The sequence below is a fragment of the Pseudomonas violetae genome (assembly GCF_023072615.1).
GTDB classification, from domain to species: Bacteria; Pseudomonadota; Gammaproteobacteria; order Pseudomonadales; family Pseudomonadaceae; genus Aquipseudomonas; species Aquipseudomonas violetae.
Genome location: NZ_JAKNRW010000006.1, coordinates 125328 through 148628, shown reverse-complemented (window position 1 = coordinate 148628; position 23301 = coordinate 125328). Strand labels below are relative to the sequence as shown.

The window sequence follows — 23301 nt, the reverse complement described above, 5'->3', positions numbered from 1 at the left end:
TCAAGTCCTTAGGGCCTTGGTTGTGGCATACACGGCCAGTGGCGATTGCGGGTCCAGCAGCGAGGTGCGGATGAAGTGCAAGTAGCTCTTTACCCGACGTAACGCCGAGGTATCGAAGTGCGGCGCGAAAGGTTCGTCTGTGGCTTGCACGCGGCTGATTGCGTGATCCACGGCGATCAGGCCGCGCTCCAGATTGCTCTGGCTCGGCTGCAGGAACAGACGCACCAGCGAGCGGCCCATCACGCGGATCGCCTGGCGCCAAGGTTGGGACTCGGCATAGGCCGGATGCACCGGCAGAATCGCCTGTTCCTTACGCAACTCGATGATCGCGTGACCGACTTCCAGCACCACGAACATCCAGCGCAGCAAGTCCCGTTGCACCTGCGGCTGACCCGCCGCGAGCCCGTAGGCCTGGTGCAGCAGGTCGCGGGTGCGGCTTTCGAAACTGGAGGCCAGGCCCTTGAGTTTGCCACTGATGGCGAACACCACCTGGCCGCGCAAGTCCTGCTCCAGCCGGCGCCACAGCCAGCGGCTGTTGGGCGGTAGGATAATCGCCCCGGCAGCCGCGCATACCAGCATGCCCAGGACCATGGCGATGTAGTCGTTGATGAAGGTGTAGGGGTTGTAGACCGTGAGGTTGTCCGGGACCGATCCAGTGCTGAAAAAAATCAGCAGGCCGAGGCCGACTCCGGCGTATTGGGGCCGTGAAGAGAGGAACGAGCCGAGCACGATCACCGGCGCAAGCATCACGCACAGCAGGGGAAAACCGTCGATCCAGGGGAAGATGAAAAACATCTCGACGAAACCGATCAACGCGCCGAGCAAGGTCCCGCAGGCCATTTGAAAAGCCATGCGTTTCGGGTTCGCTGTGGCGGCGGACAAGCCAATGGTCGCGGCGGCAATCAGGGTCATGGTCGCGCCGCTCGGCCAGGCCGTGACCACCCAGTAACTGCCCAGCACCATCAGGACAAACGCTGCGCGAATGCCTGATGCAGCCGCCGCCAGCCAGTTGGTCTGCGGGGTGAACGGCTCGTCCCACTGCTCCCGCGAATGGCGGTGCTCGGCCAGCGAGGCGTGTGTCTGGGCGTAGCCGTACAGGTCGTCGACGAAGCGATACAGCAGTTCGTACGCGGTATGGAAATCCAGCTGCTCGGAATCGCTCGGTGCGCTCTGCTGAAATGCTGCGCGCAAGCTACGCACCCGGGCTGGCAAATTGTCCTTGTAGGCCGCCAGGACCACGGCCAGGCGCGCGGCGTCGGGGCTGGTCAGGGCGCGGCCGCTGAAGCCGTCGAGCAATTCGGCCAGGTCCTGCAAGCCCGGGGTGATCGCTGCCACCACGTGATCGGTGCCGCTGCTGCGCAGGCGTTCCAGCAATTGATGCAGGGCATTAAAGCGTGTGGTGATGCCCATGAACTCGCTGTTCAGGCGATTGAGGCGGCCATTGCGACGCCGCATGTGCGGGTCCTCGAACACCGTGACGCTGCGCAGGCCTTCCAGGCCGACCGCCTCGGCAATAAAGCGCACGTTGCTGGCTTCAAACGCCTCCTGCTGGCTGCGACCGCGCAAGCCATCGGTGACGAAGAGGGCGAATACCCCAAAACGTTGATACAGGGCATTGCGCATCGCCGCGCTGGCGGTCTGCGGCAGGATCGCGGCACTGACCAAGGTGGCGCAGAGAATCCCCAAGGAAATTTCCAGCACGCGCCAGACAGCCGCCATAAAGGCGCCGTCGGGATGAGCCAGCGCCGGCAAGCCGACCATCGCGGCGGTGTAGCCGGCCAGCACAAACCCATACGCGCGAAAGTTGCGATAACGCGCCGCGCCCGCCGAACAGATGCCCACCCAAATCGCCAGCGAACCGAGGAACAGTTCGGTGTTCTGCGCGAACAGGGCTATCAGTGCGACCATCACCGCCGAACCAGTCAGCGTACCGAGGAAGCGGTAGAAGCTCTTGGCGAACACCTGGCCGCTTTGCGGTTGCATGACGATGAACACGGTAATCATCGCCGTGCGTGGCTGCGGCAGCTCCAGGCGCATCGCCAGCCACAGGGTCAGGAACGCGGCGAACAGCACTTTGAAGATGTAGACCCAGGTCACGCCATCGCTGCGTGCCCAGTCAAAAAAACCCCGACGCCATTCGAGGGAGTACAGCCAGCGTAGCGGTGCGGGCAAGGGGGTCATGGTTTCCTGCTCAATGAAATTTTGTCGGGCACAGGCCCTGCAGGCGACTTGGAATCTGTGGGAGCGAGTCTGCTCGCGATGGCGCTGTGTCACGCAACACACACATTGACTGATGCGCCCTCATCGCGAGCAGGCTCTCTCCCACCGGGTGTTCCACAGGGTCTGCGACAGGTACTGTGTTCAATTCGAGAGGATCCTGAGCAGGGCCGGGGTTTGCGGCGCAGCGGTTTTGCTGGCGGTCGGCACATCCGCGCCCGCCCCTAACCCGCCGCCAAGTGCTGTGACCAGCTCTGCATGGGCACCCAGGCGCGCCGCCTGAACCTGCTGCTGCACCTGCTGCTGTTTGAACAGCAACGTCTGGGCATTGAGCACATTGAGATAGTCGGTGAGCCCGCGCTGGTAGGCGATAATGGCAATGTCGTAGGTCTTTTGTGCCGCGGCCACGGACTCGGCGGCGAAGGTCTGCTGCTTGTCCATGGACTCGCGGCGGATCAACTGGTCCGAGATGCTCTTCAGCGCGTTGACCAAGGTCTGGTTGTAGCGGGCCACCGCGATGTCATAGCCGGCCGACGCTTCACCCAGTTGCGCGCGCAACCGACCGCCGTCGAAGATCGGCAGTGAGATCGCCGGGCCGACGCTGTAGTTGAGTTTCTTGCCGGTCAGGAACTCCAGCGCCCCACCGCCCGTTGCCATATAGCCGAGGCTGCCGACCAGATCGACGTTCGGGTAGAAACCCGCATGGGCGACACTTATGCCCCGCGCCTGTGCCGCCACTTGCCAGCGACTGGCAACCACGTCCGGGCGTTGCCCAAGCAATTGCGCCGGCAGCGCCGACGGCAGTTTCAACGCAGTGCCCAACGACAAAGTCGGGCGCTGCAATTGCGCCCCGTTACCGGGCCCAAAACCCGCCAATGCTGCCAGCTGATTGCGGCTGAGGGCGATCTCTTCGTCCAGCGCATCGAGCTGGCGATGGGTTTCGGGCAGCGGGGTTTCAACCTGGCTGACTTCGAAGTGCGTGCCGATGCCGGCGTCCAGGCGTTTTTGCGCCAGTTCGAGAATCTGCTTTTGCTGCTTCAGCGTCGCACCAACGATGTCGCGCTGCGCGTAATGCAGTGAGAGTTCGATATAGGCGCGCACGATATTGTTCTGCAATTCGAGCTGGGCCTGCCGGGCCTCGGCGGCGCTCATGTGCGCAAGGTCCACGGCACGTTCGCTGGCATTTCGCTCGCGGCCCCAGAGGTCGAGGGCATAGCTCAAGCCCAGCGCGGCGTTGTTGTCCCAGGTTGTGGTATTGGCCAGTTCGCCCGGCCCGTAGAACTGATCGGTAGGCCAGTTGTGACGCTTGAGAGTTGACTGCGCGTTGATCTGCAGAGACTCGGCGGATTCGGCGATACCCGCCATGGATCTGGCCTGGCGTACCCGTGCGGCGGCCATGGCCATGGTCGGGCTGCCCTGCAGGGCGAGGTCTATCCAATGATTCAACTGAGGGTCGCCGTAGACCTGCCACCATTGAGCGGTAGGCCAGTTAGCGTCCTGCGCAGCGCGTTGGATAGCTTCGTCGGTGGCCAGGGAATTGGCCTCCAGTGCCTTGCCCTGTGGGGCGATGCCTGAGGTGCCGATGCAGCCGCTGATTGCCAGGGATAGAGCGAAAACACTGAGCGTCTGAAGCGCTCTGCTGATGCGACGCGGCACTGCTGCGATTTCCTGAGATGAGGGAGGTCCCGTGGCGGAGCTGCCGCAGGCTGCGATCTTTTGATCCTGGCTTTTTAAAAGCAACGTCAAAAGATCGCAGCCTGCGGCAGCCCCTACACAGAAGTACGCAATTCTAGGGGCGGGTTTTGTTGGCGATAAGCTGGGATTCTTGTGAATCTTTGTTACCGTTAACGCGATAATCCCTTGGTCGGGGTCTCGGACTCTGAAACGCTGTGTCACAATTTGTCATTCGCCCAGAGAGCACCCCATGGACACCTTGCAAAACATGCGCGCCTTCAGTTACGTGGCCGAGGCTGGCAGCTTCACTGCCGCCGCCGTGCAACTCGACACCACGACGGCCAACGTCTCGCGCGCGGTCTCCAACCTTGAGGCCCACCTGCAAACCCGCCTGCTCAACCGCACCACCCGGCGTATCGCCCTGACCGAGGCTGGCAAACGCTACCTGTTGCGTTGCGAACAGATCCTTGCCTACGTCGAAGAAGCCGAGGCCGAAGCCAGCGACGCCCACGCCCGCCCTGCCGGACAGCTCAAGGTGCACACCATGACCGGCATCGGTCAGCACTTCGTGATCGACGCCATCGCCCGCTACCGCAAAACCCACCCCGACGTGACCTTCGACCTGACCATGGCCAACCGCGTGCCCGACCTGCTCGACGAGGGCTACGACGTGTCCATCGTGCTGGCCAGCGAACTGCCAGACTCCGGCTTTGTCTCGCAACGTTTAGGCATCACCTACAGCATCGTCTGCGCCTCGCCGGCCTATGTGAAAGCCAACGGCTGTGCGCACAAACCCAGCGATCTGCTGAACCACGCCTGCCTGCGCCTGGTCAGCCCGGTGATACCGCTGGAGAAATGGACGTTTGATGGCCCTGAGGGGCAGGAAATGGTCACCATCAACAGCTCGCCGTTCCTGGTCAATTCTGCGGACGCCATGAAAACCGCGATCACCAGCGGGATGGGGGTTGGTGTCCTGCCTGTCTATGCGGCAATCGAAGGCCTGCGCAACGGCACGCTGGTGCGGGTGATGCCGAATTACCGCTCACAGGAGCTGAATTTGTACGCAATCTATCCGTCGCGGCAATATCTGGACGCGAAGATCAAGACTTGGGTTGAGTATCTGCGAGGGTCACTACCGGAGATATTGGCGGCGCATCAGGCGGAATTGACGGCGCATGAATTGAGCGGCAGCCTGGCTGGAGTTCGACTCACCAATTGACTGACCAGGCTCGCCCAGCACCAGAAAAGAATGTTAGCGTGCTTGGCATTCTCACCGCCCGACGAGCCCTCCACCCATGAAAAAGACCGTACTCGCCTTCAGCCGCATCACGCCGCAAATGATCGAAGACCTGAAGCAGGATTTCGACGTCATCGTGCCAAATCCGAAAAACGGCGATATCAATGCCCAATTCAATGAGGCACTGCCCCACGCCCATGGCTTGATCGGTGTCGGTCGCAAGCTCGGACGTGCGCAGCTGGAGAACGCGGCAAAACTGCAGGTAGTGTCCAGCGTCTCGGTGGGCTATGACAATTACGATGTGGCGTATTTCAACGAGCGCGGCATCATGCTCACCAATACACCCGACGTTCTGACCGAGAGCACTGCGGACCTGGCGTTTGCCCTCATCATGAGCAGCGCCCGCCGCGTCGCCGAACTGGATGCCTGGACCAAGGCAGGGCAATGGCAAGCCAGCGTCGGCGCGCCGCTGTTCGGCAGCGATGTACACGGCAAGACTTTGGGCATCGTCGGCATGGGGAATATCGGCGCGGCTATCGCTCGTCGAGGCCGCCTGGGTTTCAACATGCCGATCATCTACAGCGGCAACAGTCGCAAGACCGCACTGGAACAGGAACTTGGCGCGCAATTTCGCAGCCTCGACCAGTTGCTGGCCGAAGCCGACTTCGTCTGCCTGGTGGTGCCGCTTAGCGAGAAGACCAGACACCTGATCAGCCATCGCGAACTGCGGCTGATGAAGCCGGGCGCCATCCTGGTGAACATCTCCAGGGGGCCCGTGGTGGACGAGCCAGCACTGATCGAAGCGCTGCAGAACAACCGTATTCGTGGCGCGGGCCTGGACGTCTATGAGAAAGAGCCGCTGAGCGAGTCGCCGCTGTTCCAGCTGAAGAACGCCGTGACCCTGCCGCATATCGGCTCGGCCACCCATGAAACCCGGGAAGCGATGGCTAATCGCGCCATTACCAACCTGCGCAGCGCCCTGCAGGGCGAGCGCCCGCAAGACCTGGTCAATCCGCAAGTCTGGAAGGGTTAACGGTGACATGGCACGTCGTGACCGGCGTGCCATGCATTTAGATCCCGCGACAAACTGCCGACCTTTTGGTGAATACCGCCCTGTATAGCTATCGACACAGCTTGCAACTCAGTGGCGGTCAGCAGTGCTGCACGATCGTTATAAACTCCGATTTGTTCAACAGTTAGAAAACGGACTTTCGGAGAACACCTGCATGAGCAACTTCACGACCGCCATCACCATCAGGCGGAGCAAAACTTTAATCGTATTGATGGCGGCCATTTTCGGCCTGACCACCCTTCTCAACAATTTCACCGACTATGCGGCCTACTCCGACTTCATCGGCCGCGTTCTCAGCATGAGTGATACTTACGGCAACGATTCCAGAAAGTACCGCGCAATCCACTCGTCATTGTTTCATCACCGCTTTTACTGGGGAATCATCACCCTGGAAATCATCTTCACTTCCAGCTTGCTATACGGCACCGCGCAACTTTTTCGAAAATTGAAAGCACCCCGCAGCGAATTTGATGAAGCCAAAAGGTTTGCCATCGTTGGCTTCACCCTGGCGCTGTTCGTCTATCACGTGTTCTACATCACCATTCTCAGTGAATGGTTCGACATGGAATACTCCACGCAACAGGACGCCTTTCGCTGGGCGCAGAACAATATTATTTACATGTTCTTCGCCCTGATTTACCTGACCGTTGTGAAGGACACCTGAAGACCCTGCGCTTCACGCCAGTTTGCCAGTCATGGGTTTAACAATGGCGCGAGGCTTACGAAACACCAACACGTTACCCAGCATGACCAGCACCAGCCCGACGAGTGCCGGAGCGGTCCACTGGTAACCTTCGGCAAATGCCGACACATTCAGCGCAACTACCGGAAACAATACGGTGCAGTAAGCGGCTCGCTCCGGCCCCATGCGTCCGACCAATGTCAGGTAGGCGGTGAAGCCGATGACCGAACCTGGAATCACCAGGTACAGCAATGAGCCGATGTAGCGCGTGTTCCACTCCATGTCGAACGGAATGCCCCTGACCAGGCACCAGGCCGATAACATCGCTGCGCCATAGGCCATGCCCCAGGCATTGGTCGTCAGCGGCTTGAGGCCGGCTTTCTGCTGCAGGCTCGATAACAGGTTGCCGGCAGAAAAACACAGCGTGCCGCACAGCGCCAATCCCAGGCCAAGCAAGGTTTCCGGGGAGGCGGTGTGGCCTGCGAGTTCTGGCCAGAACAACAGGCCGAGCCCGAGCAAACCCAGTGCGCCCCCCATCAATACATTACGAGCGATCTTCTGACCGAAGAATACCCGGGCGTTCAGGGTGTTCCACAACGTCGCGGTGGAAAACACTACCGCCACCAGTCCGCTAGGGATCCACTGGCTGGCCGTGAGGAAACACATGAAGTTGACGCAAAACAAACACAAGCCCTGCGCCAGGCAAATCAGATGGCCGCGGCGATTCATCACTTGCAGGCGGCGGCTGAGCAGCAACATCACGAACAGCACCAGCGCGGCGAGGCCGAAGCGATAGACGATCGACACCGGGATGGCGACCACGCCCAACTGCCATTTCAAAGCAATCCAGGTGGTGCCCCAGATCAGCACGGTCAGCAAATACAGCGAAAGGTTCATGATCAAAGCTCCTGAATAGGCGCTCAGTGTCCTGCGCCAGGCCTTGTCGCACTTGCATAAACTTGCGCTTTTGTCCGGCCACGGGCTGGCAGGTCACGCGCTACGGAGTAGGATGCAAGGCGTTGGAGAATCGATCATGCCCGCACTGGAAACCCTGCAAGTCTTTCAAGCCCTTAACCGTTCGCCCCATGCTCGCCTCGAGCACAGTGCCGAACTCGGTGACGGCATGGCTGCAGCCCTGTGGAACAATTATCACGACGCTCAGGACTACGAGGCGCCAAGTCATCACACCCTGTCTTGCTACATCGGCGGGGGTACCGGCACTTTCCGGCGCGATCAACCCGGGATCATGGGCGGCCCGGACAAGCTGTGCATCCTCCCAGCGGAGCATCCCTCGGCTTGGGTGATCAATGGCGATATCCGCCTGGCGCATGTGTATTTCAGCCCTGAGCAATTTGCCCTGGGCTGCGTCACCCTGCTCGACCGCGAACCTCGCGAATTGCTCCTGCGCGAGTACACCTTTCTTGACGACCCGATCCAGGCACGGCGCTTTCGCCAGTTGATCGCGCTCAACTGGGATGAGCCCGGCGAACGCCTCCTCACCAGCAGCCTGGCCCACGAGATGCTGAGTCACGTGTTACTTGGTCAGGTGGGCAAACGCGAAGGGTTGCGGCTCAAGGGCGGACTGGCGGCGCATCAGCGGCGGCAACTGGTCGAGTTCATCGACAGTCAACTGGCCGATGCCATCAGCCTGGGACAACTGGCCGGGTTGTGCGCGTTGTCGGAATATCACTTTGCGCGGATGTTTCGCCAGAGCTTTGGCTTGCCACCGCACCAGTATGTGCTGGCGCGACGCTTGCGTCGGGCGCAGCATCTGTTGCGCACGACCGCACAGCCATTGGGGGAGATTGCACTGGCTTGCGGGTTTTCCAGTGCCAGTCATTTCACCAATCGGTTTCGCCAGGCGCTGGGTGGGACGCCTGGGGAGTATCGGCAGGCGTTTTTGCGCTAGGTCTGAAATGTATAGCGACTTTGCCGCCGTCATCGCGAGCAGGGCTCACTCCCACAGTGATGAGCGTCGAAACCCGTTTTTGCAAACGACATTCAACCCTGTGGGAGCAAGCTTGCTCGCGATGAACGATAACGCGGTCTACCTCTAGAACTGCAGCGTACTCGACAGCGTCACCTGCCGCGAATCCCCCATCGACACGAAGAACCGGCTCGCCGCCGAGGTGTAGTAGGTGCGATCAAACAGGTTCTTCACGTTAAGCTGGAACTTGACCTTCTGGCCCTCGACCTTGGTGTCATAGGTGGCAAACGCATCCGCCACGGTATAGCTCGGCAGGTCAAAATCATTCACTGCATTACCCGCCCGCTCGCCGACGTAACGAGCGCCAGCGCCCACCCGCAACTGGTCACCTCCGCAAATGTTGCCAAAGTCATACACCGCCGACAGCGAGCCACTGTTCTTCGCCACATTTTGCAGCTTCTTGCCCTTGTAGGTTGGATCTTCAGTGACCTCGGCGTCGGTGTACGCGTAACTTCCAATCATGCTCCAGCGGTCACTGAGCTGGCCGCTCACATCCACTTCCAGGCCACGGGATCGTACTTCGCCAGCGGCGCTGTAGATCGTCACCGGCCCCTCGGAGTTGGCGACCAATACGTTGCGTTTCTTGATGTCGAACAAGGCAATGTTGCCGGTGACACGCCCTGGTAGATCCAGTTTGGCCCCGACTTCCCACGACTTGGCTTCTTCCGGGGCGATGCTCCCATCCAACACCGTGCTGCTGCCGCTCAGCGGCGCGATGGTCGAGTTGGGCTTGAACGATTCGGTGTAGCTGCCATAGAACGACAGGGCATCGGTGTAGCGATACACCAGTCCGGCACGCGACACCCACTTCTGGCCCTTGCTGTCGGTGTTGACCTGAAACGGTACGCCTTTGCCAGCGTACTGGTCGTACTCCTGGAATCGCGCGCCGCCGACCAAAATCCATTGATCGTTCAAATGAATCGAGTCCTGCAGAAACACCGAATCGCTGCGCAGTATGTCGGTCTGCGCGCTGTCCGCCGGGCTGACCGTGGTGCCTTCCACTTCGCGGCCGTACACCGGATGGGTGTAGCTGAAGGTACTCAGGCTTTTCTGGCGGATCAGGTCAGCACGGTAGATCTTGCGGTACTCGTCGTCGATACCGAACACCAGGTCATGTTGCATGCCCGCCACATCAACCCTGCCTTCCACGCTGGCCGTGGTGAAGCGGTCTGTGCTGATCGCATTCTGTGTGCCGTCCATGTTGCGTGTCAGCGTACCTTGACTGGTATCGATGGCCGTGACGCGTACCTGGCTGGCGTCGTAGGTTTCGCGGTTCCAGCTGTAGCCGAAGTGGGCGCTCCAGTTGTCGCCAAGCTCGTGATCGGCCTCGAAGTGATAAAGGTCCGAACGGCCTTCCATGTCGTTGAACGGCTCGTCGAGACGACGCTCGCGGGAGATGTCCAGCGGATGATTGTCCCGGGGATCAATCACCGTGCCGCGGTCGAACGGGGTGAGAAATTCACGGTGTTCATAGGCGAACAACACACTGGTGCTGTCGCCGAACCAAGCCAGTGACGGCGCTACCAGGGTCTGGCGCTGTACTCCGTAATTGCGCCAGTAATCCTCGTCATCGTGGTCCAGCACCATGCGATACGCCAACCCGGAATCACCCAGGGCGCCGGTGCTGTCGAGACCGCCACCGCTGCCGTTCTTGCCGTTGCCGTAGGTCGAGCCACGCAGGTTCAAGGCGTTGTATTGCTCAAGTTCGGGTTTCTTGCTGACCATGTTGACCACACCGCCAGGGTCCTGAATCCCATACAGCAATGAAGCCGGGCCCTTGAGCACTTCGACCCGGTCCACCGTGGCGTTAAGGCCCCTGCCCTGTATCACCGGCATGCCATCACGCATAATCGAGCCATTGCGGTTATCGCCGAAGCCGCGGGTCATCACCGAATCCTGGGTACTGCCCAGCGTGTTGCCTTGGGTAATACCACTGACGTTGGCCAGTGCATCATCCAGATTGCGCGGCGCCTGATCGCGGATGACCTGGGCCGGGATCACGTTGACGGTCTGCGGGATTTCCTGGAGCAACGCCTGCGAACGCATCACTGAGCTGGTGGGTGGCGGCTGATAGCTGGTGGACTGATCCATGACCTCCATGACCGAGGTGATGGTGGTCGCGCCGAGGTTGAGGGCGCCCTGGGTAGGCAGCGGTTCAAGCACGAGGGTGCGGGCATCAGTGCGGCGGAAGGTGAACCCCGAGCCGCCCAGCAAGCGTTGCAGTGCCTGCTCGGCACTCATCTGCCCGCTGACTGCCGGTGCGTTGATGCCGTAGGGCGCTTCGTCGGTGTAGACCACGCTAAGGCCGGTGATGCGGCTGAAGTCACTCAAGGCCTGGGGCAGCGGTTTGGCAGACAGGGCAAACGTGAACTGGGTGTGTTGCTGGGTTGCCCCGGCGTCGGCCAGCGCAATGCCCGACGGCAGCCAGGCTGATGCCGTAAAGCCCAGTGCAGCAGCACTTAACCATTGTTTGACCGAAACCAATCTTGCCCTGGACTTCATTGCTCATGACCTGTGTAGAACCGCAACGGATGCAAATGACTCGCAGTTTCAGTCACTACACGGATGGCGCGGGGGTATACCTCACATTAATTTGTGAAATATTTTAATAGGAGAGAATGGGATGTCTGTTCTTACCCCATCGCGAGCAGACTCGCTCCCACAGGGGAATGCGTTTCAAATGTGGGAGCGAGCCTGCTCGCGATGGCGTCAGAGGCCTCAGCGCAAAATAATCAGACGCCCCAACACCTGCGTCTGCTCAAACCCCAACACACCCTGCAATGAACTCAGCACCGCCTGCGGATCCTTGCTCGGGAAACTGCCACTGACCCGCCGTGCCGCCAGCTCATCGTTCAGCAACACGATCCGCCCTGGATAATAGCGTCCAAGGTCCTGCACCACGTCCGACAGCGGCACTTTGTAGTAATTGAGCCAACCCTGACGCCAAGCCAGTTGCGCTTCGCTGTCTACTCCATGAAGTTTCCCGCCGGCGCCGGCGCCATAAGCCACCTGCTGACCCGCGCCGACAATCTGCTGCGCAGCCTGCTTGTGCACCGTGACACCGACCCGACCCGACAGCACCGTCACCTGAGCGCCAGCGGGTTGCAGGCGCACCTCAAACTGCGTACCCAGCACCCGCGCCTGGCCCTGTTCCGCGTCGACTACAAAAGGCTCGCCGGTATGGGTGACGCTGAAAAAACCGACGCCGCGACGCAATTGCACATGCCGTTCGCCGCCACTGAAATCCACCGCAATGGCGCTGTCCGCATCGAGGGTTACCTGGGAGTGATCAGCCAGGGTCAACGTGCGGATCTCTCCTGGAGCCGACACATAATCCGCCCCCAGATCGTCCACCCAGCGCATCGGCTGCCACCCGGCGCCCATGCCGATCATCAACAACAGACAAGCCGCCACAGCCAATCCGCCGGCCCAGCGCCGAACACGGTACTGGCGGGAACGATTCATCGCGTTGAGGTAACCCTGCAAGGCAAGCGCATCTTCGGCGGCCAGTGTGCGTGCCGGTACTTCGCTCAATTCCCACACCACCTGGGCCTGGGCGTAGGCCTCGGCGTGGGCGGGATCGGCCTGCAGCCAGCGGCTGAAGGTCACTTGATCGCCGTGGCTGGGCTGGTCATGCAACAGGCTCAGCCAGGCGTAGGCGGCCTGCTCCTGAGCCGGCGTCGGAATGATTGGTTCAGCGTGGTTCACGGTGCTTTCCCTGGCGTGCGCGGTTCGGGTTCCCGCAAGCTTGCCTTGCAGGCCTCGAGGGCGCGCATCATATGTTTTTCCACGGCACTCTGGGACAAGCCCATGGCTTTGGCGATCTGCGCATATTTGCGCCCATGGATGCGATTGAGCAGAAAAATGTGCCGCGTGCGCTCGGGCAATGCGCGCAACGCCGCCTCGACGTGACGCAAATCATTACCGGCTTCCAGCGCCGCCTGGGGCTCGCTGCCGTGGCTGTCCGGCTGGTCCGGCAACCAACCCTCGTTGCCCCGCATACGTGCCCCTTCACTGCGCAAATGGTCGATGGCAATGTTGCCAGCACAGCGCAGCAGGTAGGTATTGAGTTCCTCGACCTGCACCAATGGCCTGCGCCAGAAACGCAGGAACAAATCCTGCACCAGATCGGCCGCCGTCGCCCGACAACCCACCCGACGGCTGACCAGTGCTTCCATCTGCGAGCGCTGGGAGAGGAACACTTGCAGGAAATGCGCGCGCTCCCCGCCTTGTTGTTCGTCTTCACTGGATTCGGGCGGGTGACTAATCATCAAGTCATAACTGTGCGAGTGCGGCAACAGGGCTGGCGAGCAGGCTCAGCCCAGCGAGCGCCAGCACCACGCGCGGGCGGTACGGCAACAACAGCACCAGCAATAAGGCACTGAGCATCAACACCGCAAACCATTCGACCAGGCCCACCCCCCAACCGATCCGGGTCACCAGGACCCATGGCGAAACGCTCAGCAGCGACCAGCCGACCAGCTTCAATAGCTTGCGCCGACCAGTTGTGGGCTTGTGACCGAGCAGTTCGGCGTGATGCCGGTCCATCGACAGGCACAAGGCGGTAAAACCGCCGTAGCAGAGCAACAGGGCCAGCAGCATTCAGATTGCCTCTCGCTTTAGGGTAACAGCACGTGCACGGTGGCCGGTGGTGGTCGCAAGCAGGCCGGCGCGGCGCATTTTCCACGCGGCCCAGGCCAGGAACAGGCCGCTACCCAGACACGCCAGGTCAAAGCCGGCCATCGCCCAATCGCCTTGGCTCAGGCTCGCCAGCAAGTGATGCGGGGTGGTCAGCGCATTGAGCAATGGAATACCGCAGAACAGCAGAGCGGCCAGAGTCAGTTGTTCAATCCAGGCGGTGCGCCCAGGTCGGATCACCGCATGCATCAAGCTCAGGCCCCACAGCATGAAGAAGCTGTTGACCTCCCAGTCCGCTCGGGCAGGCATGTGCACCGGCAACAGGCGATTGGCCCAGAAGAACGCCGCCACCGCCACCGCCAACCCGGCCATGCTGGCGACATTCAGCATTTCCACCAGCCGCAACTCGAACGGCATGACGCCACTTTTCGCATGTTTGAGTTGGCGCTTGCCCAGCCAGATCACCAGCCCGGTGCCAATCACCGCCGTGCTCGCCAGACCGCAGATAAAGTACAGCCAACGCAACACCGGTCCGGCAAATCGGCCCATATGCAGGCCGTAAAAACTGCCAGCGACTGCCATCGCCACCGGTTGCGCGGGCGTGGCGCTGAGCAGTTGCCCGCTGACGCCATTGAACGTGACCGCGCTGCTCACGTCGTGCACCACCCGGTCCGCACCGTCGCGCACCAGCACCACCGAGGCATTGGCATCTCCCGGGTTGTTCACCGTCAGGCGCGCCACACGCCCCCCAGACCACTGCTCCCGCGCCCGCTCCAGCAGCGGAGCCATCGGCGCCAGCTGAGCGGCGGTGCCGGCCAGTTCAGGCGTGCTTGAGGCAGTAAAGACCTCATCGTAGAACGCCCGCACATCACCTTTATAGGAAGCGAGGATGCTCGCCGGCATGACCATCGCCATGAAAATCACCAGGCTGCTATAGCTAATCATCAGGTGAAAAGGCAGCACCAGCACACCCACCGCGTTGTGGCCATCCAGCCACGAACGCTGGCCCTTGCGCGGACGGAAAGTGAAGAAGTCCTTGAAGATTTTCTTGTGCGTGATGATGCCGGTGATCAAACCGATGAACATCACCATGGCCGCAATCGTCGACAACCAGCGCCCCCACGGATGGGGCATCTGCAGCTGGAAATGGAAGCGATAGAAGAAATCGCCGCCCCGGGTTTCCCGTTCCTGCACTTCAGTGCCGGACTGGGGGTCGAGGCGTTTTTCACTGAACTGGCCACGCTCACCGCGCTTGGCGGGCGACTGTTGCCAGCGCACCGTGAGCGCCGGTTGCCGGGCGCTTGGCAAATCGATCAGCCAGCGCGAAGCACCCGGTGCGTGTTGCTGCAGGTAGTGCTGGGCGAGGTTGAGGCTGTGTTCCGACGAAACCGACCGCGCCGGAATCTCCGGCTGCATCCAATGGCTGATCTCGTCGTTGAAATAAGCGAGTGTGCCGGTCAGGAAAATCGCGAACAGCAGCCAGCCGAAAAGCAATCCGGTCCACGTATGGACCCAGGCCATGGCCTGACGAAAACCCTCCTTCATGCTTGCCCCATCCAGTAAGCCACACCGCCGACCGCCGCCAGCACCAGTGCCGGGACCATCAAGCCGTACCAGGCCTGCCAAGCACTGCGGCAGGCAAAGCACCACAACACGGCGCACAGGTAGACCAGAAACGAGACCATCATCCCAGTCACCACCGCCTCGGCGCGCGGCATCGGCAGCCAGAGTGTCAGGCTGACACTGGCCAAGGCGGCGACAACATAGCCGCCCACCACGGCGGCAAACACCCGCGAAGTGACCGCCAGTCGATAGGACACGGGGAGCGTGCTGGTTTTGAGTTTCATGTTTCGGCCTTGAAACAAGTGGAGCTGCGCGAACGTCACGCGGCTGAGCAGGAGGTAATAATAATGATAAATATTCTCATACGCAAAAGAGTTCGATGAGCGTGGCGCTTTTAATAGGGCACCAGCAACCAAGCTGAGATAGGGAAATTTCCCACGTAATCAGTCGATTTTTCCTGCATTCATCCTTGCCCCCACTTGTTAGCTTCCTCGGCCATTACCGCTTATTGATGCCGTCATGGACACAGATCCGCGCGGTTGTCGTTCTCCGCTCAAGGATCAGCCTATGTTCGCACCGGCCAATGTTGCTCACTTCGAACTGAAAATCCCTACTGTTCGCAACGATTTCAAGGTGCTGGCTTTTGACGGTACGGAAGCCATCAGCCGCTTGTACGCGATCCACATTGAGCTGGTCAGCGAGTACGCCGACTTTGACCTGGAAAGCCTGCTCCGCCAGCCAGCGTTCCTTCAGTTCGGCCTCAATGGCGAAGGCATTCATGGCCGTATCGAAGACGTTTGCGTGAGAGAGGTGGGGGTGCGCCTGACCCGTTATCACCTGACCCTGGTACCGGTGCTGCACTATTTGCAATTCAGCCACAATCAACGGATTTTCCAGGGCCTGACCGTTGCGCAAATCATCGCCCAGGTACTCAAGGGCCATGGCATTCACGCCGATGTGTTTACCTTCCATGTCTCTCCCAGTCCCGAGCGCGTCTACTGCACTCAATATGCGGAAAGCGACTATGAGCTGGTTCAGAGGTTGTGCGCCGAGGAAGGTATTGCTTGGCACCACCAGCACTCACCGGAAGGCCATATGCTGGTATTTACCGACCATCAGACCTTCTTCCCCAAGCTCGGCGCAACCCCTTATCAGCCAGGCTCCGGTATGGTCGCAGAGTGCTCGGTGGTCGATCGTTTTTCCATGCGTTTCAGCACCCGGACCAGCAAGACCACGCACCGCCACTACGACTTCACGCACCCGCGCCGGCCATACGAAAGCCGCTTCAAGACCGAGCACGGGCCTGAACTCGAAGACTATCGTTACCCCGTTTTCATGGAGAGTGAAAAACGCGGCACACAGCTCGCCCGGCAAGCGCTGGAACGGCATCGCAGTGATTACCAACTGGCCAATGGCAGCAGCGACCAACCCAATTTGCGCAGTGGCCACTTCTTTGAACTGACCGAACACCCGCGTGAACCCTGCAACGGTTTATGGTTGTTGCTCAGCGTCAAGCACGCGGGAAAACAACCGAGCGTGCTTGAAGAAGCAATCACCCACGAGGTTAAACCCGAAGACAGCTTCACCCAGGGTTACCGCAACAGTTTCAGCGTGATTCCCTGGGATGTGTTTTACCGCCCGCCGCCGGTCACGCGTAAAAGAGTGCTGGGCAGCCAAACCGCCCGAGTCACGGGGCCTGAGGGCGAAGAAATCTTTTGCGATGAATACGGGCGGGTCAAGGTCGAGTTTCATTGGGACCGCGCCGAATTGGACAGTGACAAGAGCAGTTGTTGGTTACGGGTTTCCTCCAACTGGGCCGGAGAGCGTTTCGGCTCAGTGACCATCCCGCGTATCGGCATGGAAGTGGTGGTGACCTACCTGGAAGGCAATCCGGATAATCCGTTGATTACCGGCTGTGTGCCCAACGCGATCACCGCCGTGCCGTACCCCTTGCCGCAGCACAAGACCAAAACCGTGCTGCGCAGTCACAGCTCGCCGGCCAGTGGCGGGTACAACGAGCTGTCGGTTGAAGATCGCGCCGGCCAGGAGTTGATCTACCTGCGCGCCCAGCGCGACATCGAACAGGTGATCCTTAACGACAGCGGCTCCAGGATCGGAAACGATCGGCGTGAACAGATTACTCGAGACAGCCACAGCCTGATTGGCAACGATCGTTTTGAGCAGGTTGAGAAAAACAGTACCAGCCTGATCAAGGGCGACGAACTGCACACCACGCAAGGCGTGCGTAACACGATGATCGGTGGCAGCGATCTGATCAGCATTACGGGCAACAGCAGCACCACGGCAAGCGGCACGCTGGTGATTCAAGCCGGCCCCCAGGTCCATGTGACGGCTGCCAATGTGGTGATCGATGCCGGCATGAGCCTGACGCTCAAAGCCGGTGGCCAGCACATTGTGATCAACCCGGCGGGGATTTTCAGCAGTGTTGCCATCCATCAGGGTGGCGTTCCGCTGGCAGGAATGCCGCCGGCCCCGCCATTGTCGGCTGTAGGGGTAGGACTGGCCGTCCTTCAGGCGCCCTTGTTGGTAGCCGCGCAGCGCTCGGCCCTGATGGCCAAAAAGCCTGTCTGCGCGATTTGCGAAGTCCGCACACAACAGAGTGGGGCTGCCCATGCTTGAGTTGCCGCCACTACCGGATGACCTGCCTTGGTCGTTGCCGGCCTATCTGTTGTTGGACGGCGTCAGCGCCTCGAACCTGGCGTACCGCCTGCACCGCTGGGATAACCCGGTTTATTGCCTGTACCACGGCACTCGCTGGCATGAACTGGTGGACATATCACCCTGCCTGGTCACCCTCAAGGGCGCAGGGGATTCACTGCTGGCGTACTTCCAGGAAAATGCCGCGCTGGAATGGGGCTATCTGCTGTTCAGCGATGCCGACGCGTTAACGCTTTGCAAACATTGGCGGCGCCTGATCAGTGCTGAACAGGCCGAGGGCGTGGAGGTTATGCCGCGTATTGCTGATCCCGCAGTCATGCATCAGCTGTTCGGTCTCGCGGCGCAAGACAACAGCGCGCGTTGGTTTGGGCCTGTCGCAAACGTCTGCCTGCCCGATGGGATAGAGGGCGTCTGGCGGCAGCACCTCCGCCTCGATCATGCCCGCGCTGAACCGCACACTTATCGACTGACCGATCAGGAGCTTACGGCATTGGCAGAGGTCGAGTTTCGCAACGTTGTCACAGCCTTAGGTGAGCACTTGCAAGTTCACTTCCCAGCGTTCATGGCGAATTTTTCAGGGCCTGAGCGTCGTCAGTACGTACACCAACTGGCGAGCGAAGCCTACCAGCTGGGGTTTTCCTCAGAGCAGGAAATGACCCTTTACGTGAACGTTTTTGGTTATCTGGCCGGGCAACCGGTGGTTGAACATCCCGATATTGCTCAACTGTTGGCGGTGGCCACAGCGGGCGCCCCATTGGCGCGCGTGGAACGTGCGGCCGAGCTGGCCAAAAGCCTTGCTGCCAATCGACAAGGAGGCCTCCTGTGACTACTCGACAACCCCCCAAAGTTTGCGCCAATACCGCCGCGATGGCCAAGAGCGCCAAGGACGCCCGCTCTCCCATCGGGCTGTGCCCCTTGATGGGCCAGAAGGTGCAGCTGCTGCCCCTGCGCTATGGGCTGGTCGAGCACCTTGATCCTTGCGCCGAACTGCCAATGCCGCTCAAACTGAACAGCCAGCCCCTGGGCCTACGGCTGCTGCGCGACGGCTACCTGTACCTCATCGATGACAACACCGGCTACCTGCACGAATACCGGGTCGAACAAGGGCAGATCAGAAAACTGCTGTGGCAGGGCCAGGAGGTGGCAGGCGACACGCGCACTACTTCGGTGGGTGAGCCGCATTTGGTCTTCACCCGACTACACCGTTTGTATGCCAGCTATTCGGAAATCCAGTGGACAGCCTACAAATGCGCGCAAGTGCTCCAGGACCCCGGCGAACGTCAACGCTTGATGCAACGCGTCGATCCGGCGAGCGCCTGTCCGATCAATGGCGGTCCTGCCTTGTTGAGCAAACAGCAGGCTGAAAAATGGCTGGCCGAAGTGGCGCCCACCCCGTCACCCACCGACAAAACCCCCGAAGCATTACCCGAGGGCGCCCACCCGCAAGAGCGCCAACCCTATAGCTGGGAAGCCTCGCCGTTGTTCAAGGAAACGGCGATCGAAGTGCTCACCAGCCGGGTGCTGGGGGCCTATCAGAACGATTACCTGTTTTTGGTCTTGCGCGACGATTTTGGCGTGATGCGCGACCTGGCCAGTGCCCAACTGCAAGTGGCCGACTGGATCGAGCAGTGGAGCGCAGACGAGGTGGCCCAGCGCAAATACCTCACCGGCGCTTACATCCAGTCGTTGTATGAAATGGGCCCGGCGCAGCTGGAAGACTTGGCCGCCGCGAATCCCGATGTCAAAGACCTGAAGGAGGCCCTCAACCCGCAACAGCTCGAGGCCCTCGATGAATACCTGCGGGCCAAGCGTGATCACAACGGCCAGCCCTTCCATGGCGACGAGCAGGTCTGGCGAAAGGCGGCGGCCAGCGATCCTCACGCGCGTGCCTTCGTCAGCCTGATCGATAGCCTGGGCGACGCGCTTTGGCAAAAACATCAAACTGCCATCGCGGACCTCCACCTGCGCACCTGGGAGGCGTTGAACGGCAAGGCCATCGGCGAGCGTGGCATTGACCAGTTGGTCAAGCGGGCAGACATGCAAGCGTTCGTGCGCCAGCAGCAAACGCTGCTCAGCCATTGGCAAAAACGCCTGCAAGCCATTCGCGAAGACCGCTTGAGCATGATCGTCGGCGGCCATTTTCACCGAGCGGCCTGGTATTACGACTTCAAGCAAAACTCGCAGATCCAGCATCGCCTGGAAACCGAATTTGTTTGCGTGGCAGCCCTGTGCGGCGATCGCGCCGCGACGGAAAAACTCGCCGCCTTCCTCGAGCAAAACCCGCTCACCGTGGTCCCGGGGCTGGAAACCCTGCCCCTCGCCGATCAGTTGGATGTGAGCAAAAGGCTCGTGGATCTGAGCAGTTTCTGGATCAAGGTCTTCACGGCCCAAGACAACCTGGCCGGCGCCAATGCGTTGGCCAATCAATTCAACAGCCTGATGAGCGAACGGCTGCCGAACTATGGTGATCTGAATACGCGGTTCAAGGGGCTGCAGAGTTTGTTGGATGGGGCCTATGTACCAGCGCATCAGCTCCTTGCTGCAGATCAGTTAGATCGAGCACACAACGATTTCAAACGACAACAATCTATCGATCCTAATAGCTACCTCCGTAACCTCGGCCAGCCGGCCCGCCTGCAACTGTTGCGAGAGTTTTCCCGCAGCGGCTTAACCCTGCGGGCGGCGTCGGCATACGAAATCCAGGCGTTCAACAAGACCCGCGACGACGCCCTCAATCTGCGCCGCAAGCTCAAGCGCACCTACCAGCTGCGCCATCAGGAGTTGTTGCGGCAAACCCACGGCTTGAGCGCGCCGGGCAGCGAAGGAGCGCACAACCAGCGGATCAACGAGCTCAGGGCCGCGCTGGTGCCGTTGGAAGAGCGCCTCAGCGGGGCGTTGACGGTGGGCAGTGGTGCGGCGGGGCAGATCGGTACAGTGGTCGATGGCATGGACCCGGCGCTACGCAACGAAATGCAGCGTACGGTGCGGGATTTCCGCGCGACGGGGACGTTTGGCAAGCCGCTGAGCAGCGCCCTGACATCCGCAGGGGATGGGGTTGCGTTGTTGCTGTTTGTGTATCAGGGGCATAAGTTCGTGGAGGCTTTAAGTGCGTTCAGTGAAAAAACGGATCGCACCTTTTCTGATCTGGGTCCCGTTGCGGAATCATTAATTTTGATGTCTGCTGCGGGTTTTGCCGTAGTGCAGGGCTTGTCAGTCACGATCTTGCAGGCACATATACAAGGAATGGACAGTGCCGCCGGCAAGCTCAACACCATGAGCCGCCTGGGACGCTGGGCGGGGATTGCCGGGGATGCGGCGTTTGGGTTTGGCGCGCTTGCCGCCACCATCGATTTAGGCAAACATTCCCAGCAATGGGGCAAGGCGCTTGCTGCAGGCAATCATCTGGCGCTGGCAGCCACGACTCTGCAAATTGCTGGCGACGGTATTCTCGTGGGCACCAACACCTGGGGCGCCAAACACACGACAACGATCATCAGCCAGATCCTCAAGAAGCCCGCCGAACTGCGGGCCCTGGCTTGGGCCGAAGCCAGCCCGCGGCTGCTGAGCATCGCCGCCAGAGCAAACCTGGTGGGGCTGATCGGCACGGCCCTGCAACTGGTGGGCGAAGGCTTGTACAACTACTTCAACCTGAACGAGCTGCAAAAATGGCTACAAGCCAGTGCCTGGGGCACGGCCAACCTGCAACGCAGCCTGCCCGAGGACTGGAGCGCCCTGGCCAGGGTGGTGCAACAACCGACCTGTGAGCTGGTTCGCGAAGGCAAGCGCACTTACCTGCAACTGCGACTGCCGGGGGTACGCACCCAGGAAATGGACAGCCGTCAATTGCACCTGCAGGCCTTTCATAAAATCCGCGATTGGCAACCCAAACCCTACAGCCGACATGCGCCGCCCGCCCGCTGGCAGGAAAACAGTCCGGCATGGGCTGCAGTGGCCGTGGTCGCCAGCCAGGCAGACGAAGCACTGACTCTTCAGCTGCCGATCAGCGAAACCCAGCAAACGTCGGATTTCGCTTTGGCCTTCACCATCGGATACCAACTGGAAGCCGAGCGCAACCTGACGCACCGCACCAGTTTTATCCTGCGCGACCTACGCATCGCGACGGTGCGGGGCTTTCGGTTACCGGCCCAGGGCCGGTTTACCCTCGATGCCGTGGAAGCCTTGCCCAGCGGGTTCGACAAGGCACCCTTTTGGGGATTCAAGCGAGAAGAAATGGCGGCGGTCGATGATCAGTAACCTGTTCAAGCGCAAGAAACCACCTGAAACCGCAGAGCCGACACCGGACATCCGCAGCCAGCGGCCCAGTGCAGGTGAACTGCGGGTCAGGGGCTTGAATGAAACGTTGTTTCTGGCGCCGTTGCCGGTGTACACCGGGCAGACGCAGGTGTCGCGGCGTAATTTTTCGGCGATGAATGAGACCTATCTGGAGTTGGGGGGAAACAACTACGGGATGGTTGAATTGGGGAAGCGACTGGCGCTCCAGATATGGATGGCCATATTTTTAGCCTTAATTGCCCCAAGCCTATTGATCATGTACGGCGTACTCTTTTATCCAGAAAACTTTCCGACCCCATTCAAGGATCTTATTGACGCCATCAGGGTGTTTTCCAGCTATGCGCTCCTATTCATCCTTCCCATTGGCGCCTTCATCTACGGCATGCTCTCCAACGTCCGAGCCCTCGCCAAAAGCTACCCGGTCCGCTTCAATCGCCAACGCCGCGAAGTCTGCTACATCGACGACACCACCCACCGCGTACTGATCGTGCCATGGGAAAGTGTGGTGGCCTGGGTCGCCCGCAGCCAGGACATCACCAGCTATGGCGCGATGCGTGACTACACCTTCGGCATGGGGCTGGAGGACGAAGAGCGCGACACCGTGCAGTTTATCTTGTCGGCCCAACCCAGCGACGCGCATGCACTGGGCATGTGGACGTCCATCCGCAACTACATGGAGGATGGGGAGCTGGTGGATACGCCCAATCCCATGCTTGCCGCGCTGGGCATCACCCTGACCGAGGACGAGCTCAAACCTTATGAAGGGTTGCACACCTTTGAAATCGAACGGCTCGACGCCAGGGCATTGGGTCGGCTGGACGACGGAGGAGGCCATCTGACTGCCGAAGAGCGCAAGCGTTGGGGTTACTCAAAGCGGTCCGCCTGGCCTTTGCGCTGGTGGTACGTCAGACGGGTGATCGTGTTCTGGAAAATGCCCTACCTGATCGCCGAATGGGCTCACCGCAAAGGCCGCCCGACCTTGCCTGAGAGCGTGCAAGCCTGGTCGCAACCGCTGCCCCCCCAACAATGGGCCCAACCCAGCGCCGCCCTGCAAAAAGCCAACGCCCTGGTCAAGACCGCCATGGACAAAAAAGGCGCGAACTTCGTCGACGCCTGCAAGGCGGCGGGGCTGCATTGAACGTGCCGCCGCACGTTGCCCTGATACCTTGGCAGGAGGACCTGCCGGTTGTTCATCCGAGACGAAATGGCGATTGTCCAGGCGGGTTGCCAAAAGCAAACGGGACCCGAATCAAATCACC

Annotated in this window: 17 protein-coding genes; 8 read left to right on the top strand and 9 right to left on the bottom strand. The window is 60.5% G+C overall.

The window, feature by feature from the left end; translation table 11 throughout:
* The gene (locus L9059_RS10935; RefSeq protein WP_428480257.1) at positions 1–2181 is read right to left on the bottom strand and encodes an FUSC family protein; all 2181 of its coding nucleotides are present in this window, start codon (positions 2179–2181) and stop codon (positions 1–3) included.
* Between the two features lie 180 nt (positions 2182–2361).
* Positions 2362–3873 (bottom strand): efflux transporter outer membrane subunit, encoded by a 1512-nt coding sequence (locus tag L9059_RS10930; protein ID WP_247290766.1) that lies wholly within the window; start codon positions 3871–3873, stop codon positions 2362–2364.
* 268 nt (positions 3874–4141) lie between these two features.
* Here L9059_RS10930 and L9059_RS10925 point away from each other — a divergent pair, with 268 nt between their 5' ends.
* The 3 genes from L9059_RS10925 to L9059_RS10915 all read left to right on the top strand — a co-directional run bounded on the left by L9059_RS10925 (position 4142) and on the right by L9059_RS10915 (position 6864).
* A complete protein-coding gene (locus L9059_RS10925; protein WP_247290765.1) occupies positions 4142–5110 on the top strand; it encodes a LysR family transcriptional regulator in 969 nt (322 codons plus the stop codon).
* A 76-nt stretch (positions 5111–5186) separates the two neighbouring features.
* Positions 5187–6161, top strand: a complete 975-nt coding sequence (locus L9059_RS10920; protein WP_247290764.1) for a 2-hydroxyacid dehydrogenase — start codon at positions 5187–5189, stop codon at positions 6159–6161.
* A gap of 124 nt (positions 6162–6285) precedes the next feature.
* Complete coding sequence (locus tag L9059_RS10915; RefSeq protein ID WP_247290763.1) at positions 6286–6864, top strand: DUF2165 family protein; 579 nt, start codon at positions 6286–6288, stop codon at positions 6862–6864.
* 12 nt (positions 6865–6876) lie between these two features.
* Here the strand turns inward: L9059_RS10915 and L9059_RS10910 are convergent, their stop codons facing one another.
* Entirely contained in the window at positions 6877–7779 is a 903-nt protein-coding gene (locus L9059_RS10910; protein WP_247290762.1) for a DMT family transporter, read from the bottom strand.
* Between the two features lie 136 nt (positions 7780–7915).
* Between L9059_RS10910 and L9059_RS10905 the strand changes: the two genes are divergently transcribed.
* The gene (locus tag L9059_RS10905) at positions 7916–8791 is read left to right on the top strand and encodes an AraC family transcriptional regulator (RefSeq protein ID WP_247290760.1); all 876 of its coding nucleotides are present in this window, start codon (positions 7916–7918) and stop codon (positions 8789–8791) included.
* Between the two features lie 144 nt (positions 8792–8935).
* On the opposite strand, the gene L9059_RS10900 is transcribed toward L9059_RS10905, so the two are convergent.
* The 6 genes from L9059_RS10900 to L9059_RS10875 all read right to left on the bottom strand — a co-directional run bounded on the left by L9059_RS10900 (position 8936) and on the right by L9059_RS10875 (position 15354).
* On the bottom strand, positions 8936–11371 hold the full coding sequence (locus tag L9059_RS10900) for a TonB-dependent siderophore receptor (RefSeq protein ID WP_247290758.1): 2436 nt from the start codon (positions 11369–11371) through the stop codon (positions 8936–8938).
* Between the two features lie 216 nt (positions 11372–11587).
* A complete protein-coding gene (locus tag L9059_RS10895) occupies positions 11588–12577 on the bottom strand; it encodes a FecR family protein (protein ID WP_247290756.1) in 990 nt (329 codons plus the stop codon).
* Complete coding sequence (locus tag L9059_RS10890; RefSeq protein WP_428480256.1) at positions 12574–13143, bottom strand: RNA polymerase sigma factor; 570 nt, start codon at positions 13141–13143, stop codon at positions 12574–12576. Before L9059_RS10890 ends, L9059_RS10895 begins: the two co-directional genes overlap by 4 nt.
* Position 13144: 1 nt before the next feature.
* Complete coding sequence (locus tag L9059_RS10885; protein ID WP_247290753.1) at positions 13145–13471, bottom strand: DUF3325 domain-containing protein; 327 nt, start codon at positions 13469–13471, stop codon at positions 13145–13147.
* Positions 13472–15052 carry a PepSY-associated TM helix domain-containing protein gene (locus L9059_RS10880; protein ID WP_247290751.1) on the bottom strand — a complete coding sequence of 527 codons (1581 nt, stop codon included), beginning with the start codon at positions 15050–15052 and terminating at the stop codon, positions 13472–13474.
* The gene (locus L9059_RS10875) at positions 15049–15354 is read right to left on the bottom strand and encodes a DUF3649 domain-containing protein (protein WP_247290749.1); all 306 of its coding nucleotides are present in this window, start codon (positions 15352–15354) and stop codon (positions 15049–15051) included. Before L9059_RS10875 ends, L9059_RS10880 begins: the two co-directional genes overlap by 4 nt.
* A 283-nt stretch (positions 15355–15637) precedes the next feature.
* On the opposite strand from L9059_RS10875, the gene L9059_RS10870 reads away from it, so the two are divergent.
* The 4 genes from L9059_RS10870 to L9059_RS10855 are packed head-to-tail and all read left to right on the top strand — an operon-like array spanning position 15638 to position 23180.
* Positions 15638–17710 carry a type VI secretion system Vgr family protein gene (locus L9059_RS10870; protein ID WP_247290747.1) on the top strand — a complete coding sequence of 691 codons (2073 nt, stop codon included), beginning with the start codon at positions 15638–15640 and terminating at the stop codon, positions 17708–17710.
* On the top strand, positions 17703–18575 hold the full coding sequence (locus tag L9059_RS10865; protein WP_247290746.1) for a DUF4123 domain-containing protein: 873 nt from the start codon (positions 17703–17705) through the stop codon (positions 18573–18575). The genes L9059_RS10870 and L9059_RS10865 overlap by 8 nt, the downstream gene beginning before the upstream one ends.
* Positions 18572–22003 (top strand): toxin VasX, encoded by a 3432-nt coding sequence (locus L9059_RS10860; RefSeq protein ID WP_247290744.1) that lies wholly within the window; start codon positions 18572–18574, stop codon positions 22001–22003. Before L9059_RS10865 ends, L9059_RS10860 begins: the two co-directional genes overlap by 4 nt.
* The gene (locus L9059_RS10855; RefSeq protein ID WP_247290742.1) at positions 21993–23180 is read left to right on the top strand and encodes a hypothetical protein; all 1188 of its coding nucleotides are present in this window, start codon (positions 21993–21995) and stop codon (positions 23178–23180) included. Before L9059_RS10860 ends, L9059_RS10855 begins: the two co-directional genes overlap by 11 nt.
* Positions 23181–23301 lie beyond the last annotated feature (121 nt).

What these genes read in the sequence shown, in the direction of transcription:
- L9059_RS10935 (WP_428480257.1), bottom strand. Translation starts at nt 2,181, where the DNA reads ATGACCCCCTTGCCCGCACCGCTACGCTGGCTGTACTCCCTCGAATGG.
- L9059_RS10925 (WP_247290765.1), top strand. Translation starts at nt 4,142, where the DNA reads ATGGACACCTTGCAAAACATGCGCGCCTTCAGTTACGTGGCCGAGGCT.
- L9059_RS10920 (WP_247290764.1), top strand. Translation starts at nt 5,187, where the DNA reads ATGAAAAAGACCGTACTCGCCTTCAGCCGCATCACGCCGCAAATGATC.
- L9059_RS10910 (WP_247290762.1), bottom strand. Translation starts at nt 7,779, where the DNA reads ATGAACCTTTCGCTGTATTTGCTGACCGTGCTGATCTGGGGCACCACC.
- L9059_RS10905 (WP_247290760.1), top strand. Translation starts at nt 7,916, where the DNA reads ATGCCCGCACTGGAAACCCTGCAAGTCTTTCAAGCCCTTAACCGTTCG.
- L9059_RS10900 (WP_247290758.1), bottom strand. Translation starts at nt 11,371, where the DNA reads ATGAAGTCCAGGGCAAGATTGGTTTCGGTCAAACAATGGTTAAGTGCT.
- L9059_RS10885 (WP_247290753.1), bottom strand. Translation starts at nt 13,471, where the DNA reads ATGCTGCTGGCCCTGTTGCTCTGCTACGGCGGTTTTACCGCCTTGTGC.
- L9059_RS10880 (WP_247290751.1), bottom strand. Translation starts at nt 15,052, where the DNA reads ATGAAGGAGGGTTTTCGTCAGGCCATGGCCTGGGTCCATACGTGGACC.
- L9059_RS10875 (WP_247290749.1), bottom strand. Translation starts at nt 15,354, where the DNA reads ATGAAACTCAAAACCAGCACGCTCCCCGTGTCCTATCGACTGGCGGTC.
- L9059_RS10870 (WP_247290747.1), top strand. Translation starts at nt 15,638, where the DNA reads ATGTTCGCACCGGCCAATGTTGCTCACTTCGAACTGAAAATCCCTACT.
- L9059_RS10865 (WP_247290746.1), top strand. Translation starts at nt 17,703, where the DNA reads ATGCTTGAGTTGCCGCCACTACCGGATGACCTGCCTTGGTCGTTGCCG.
- L9059_RS10855 (WP_247290742.1), top strand. Translation starts at nt 21,993, where the DNA reads ATGATCAGTAACCTGTTCAAGCGCAAGAAACCACCTGAAACCGCAGAG.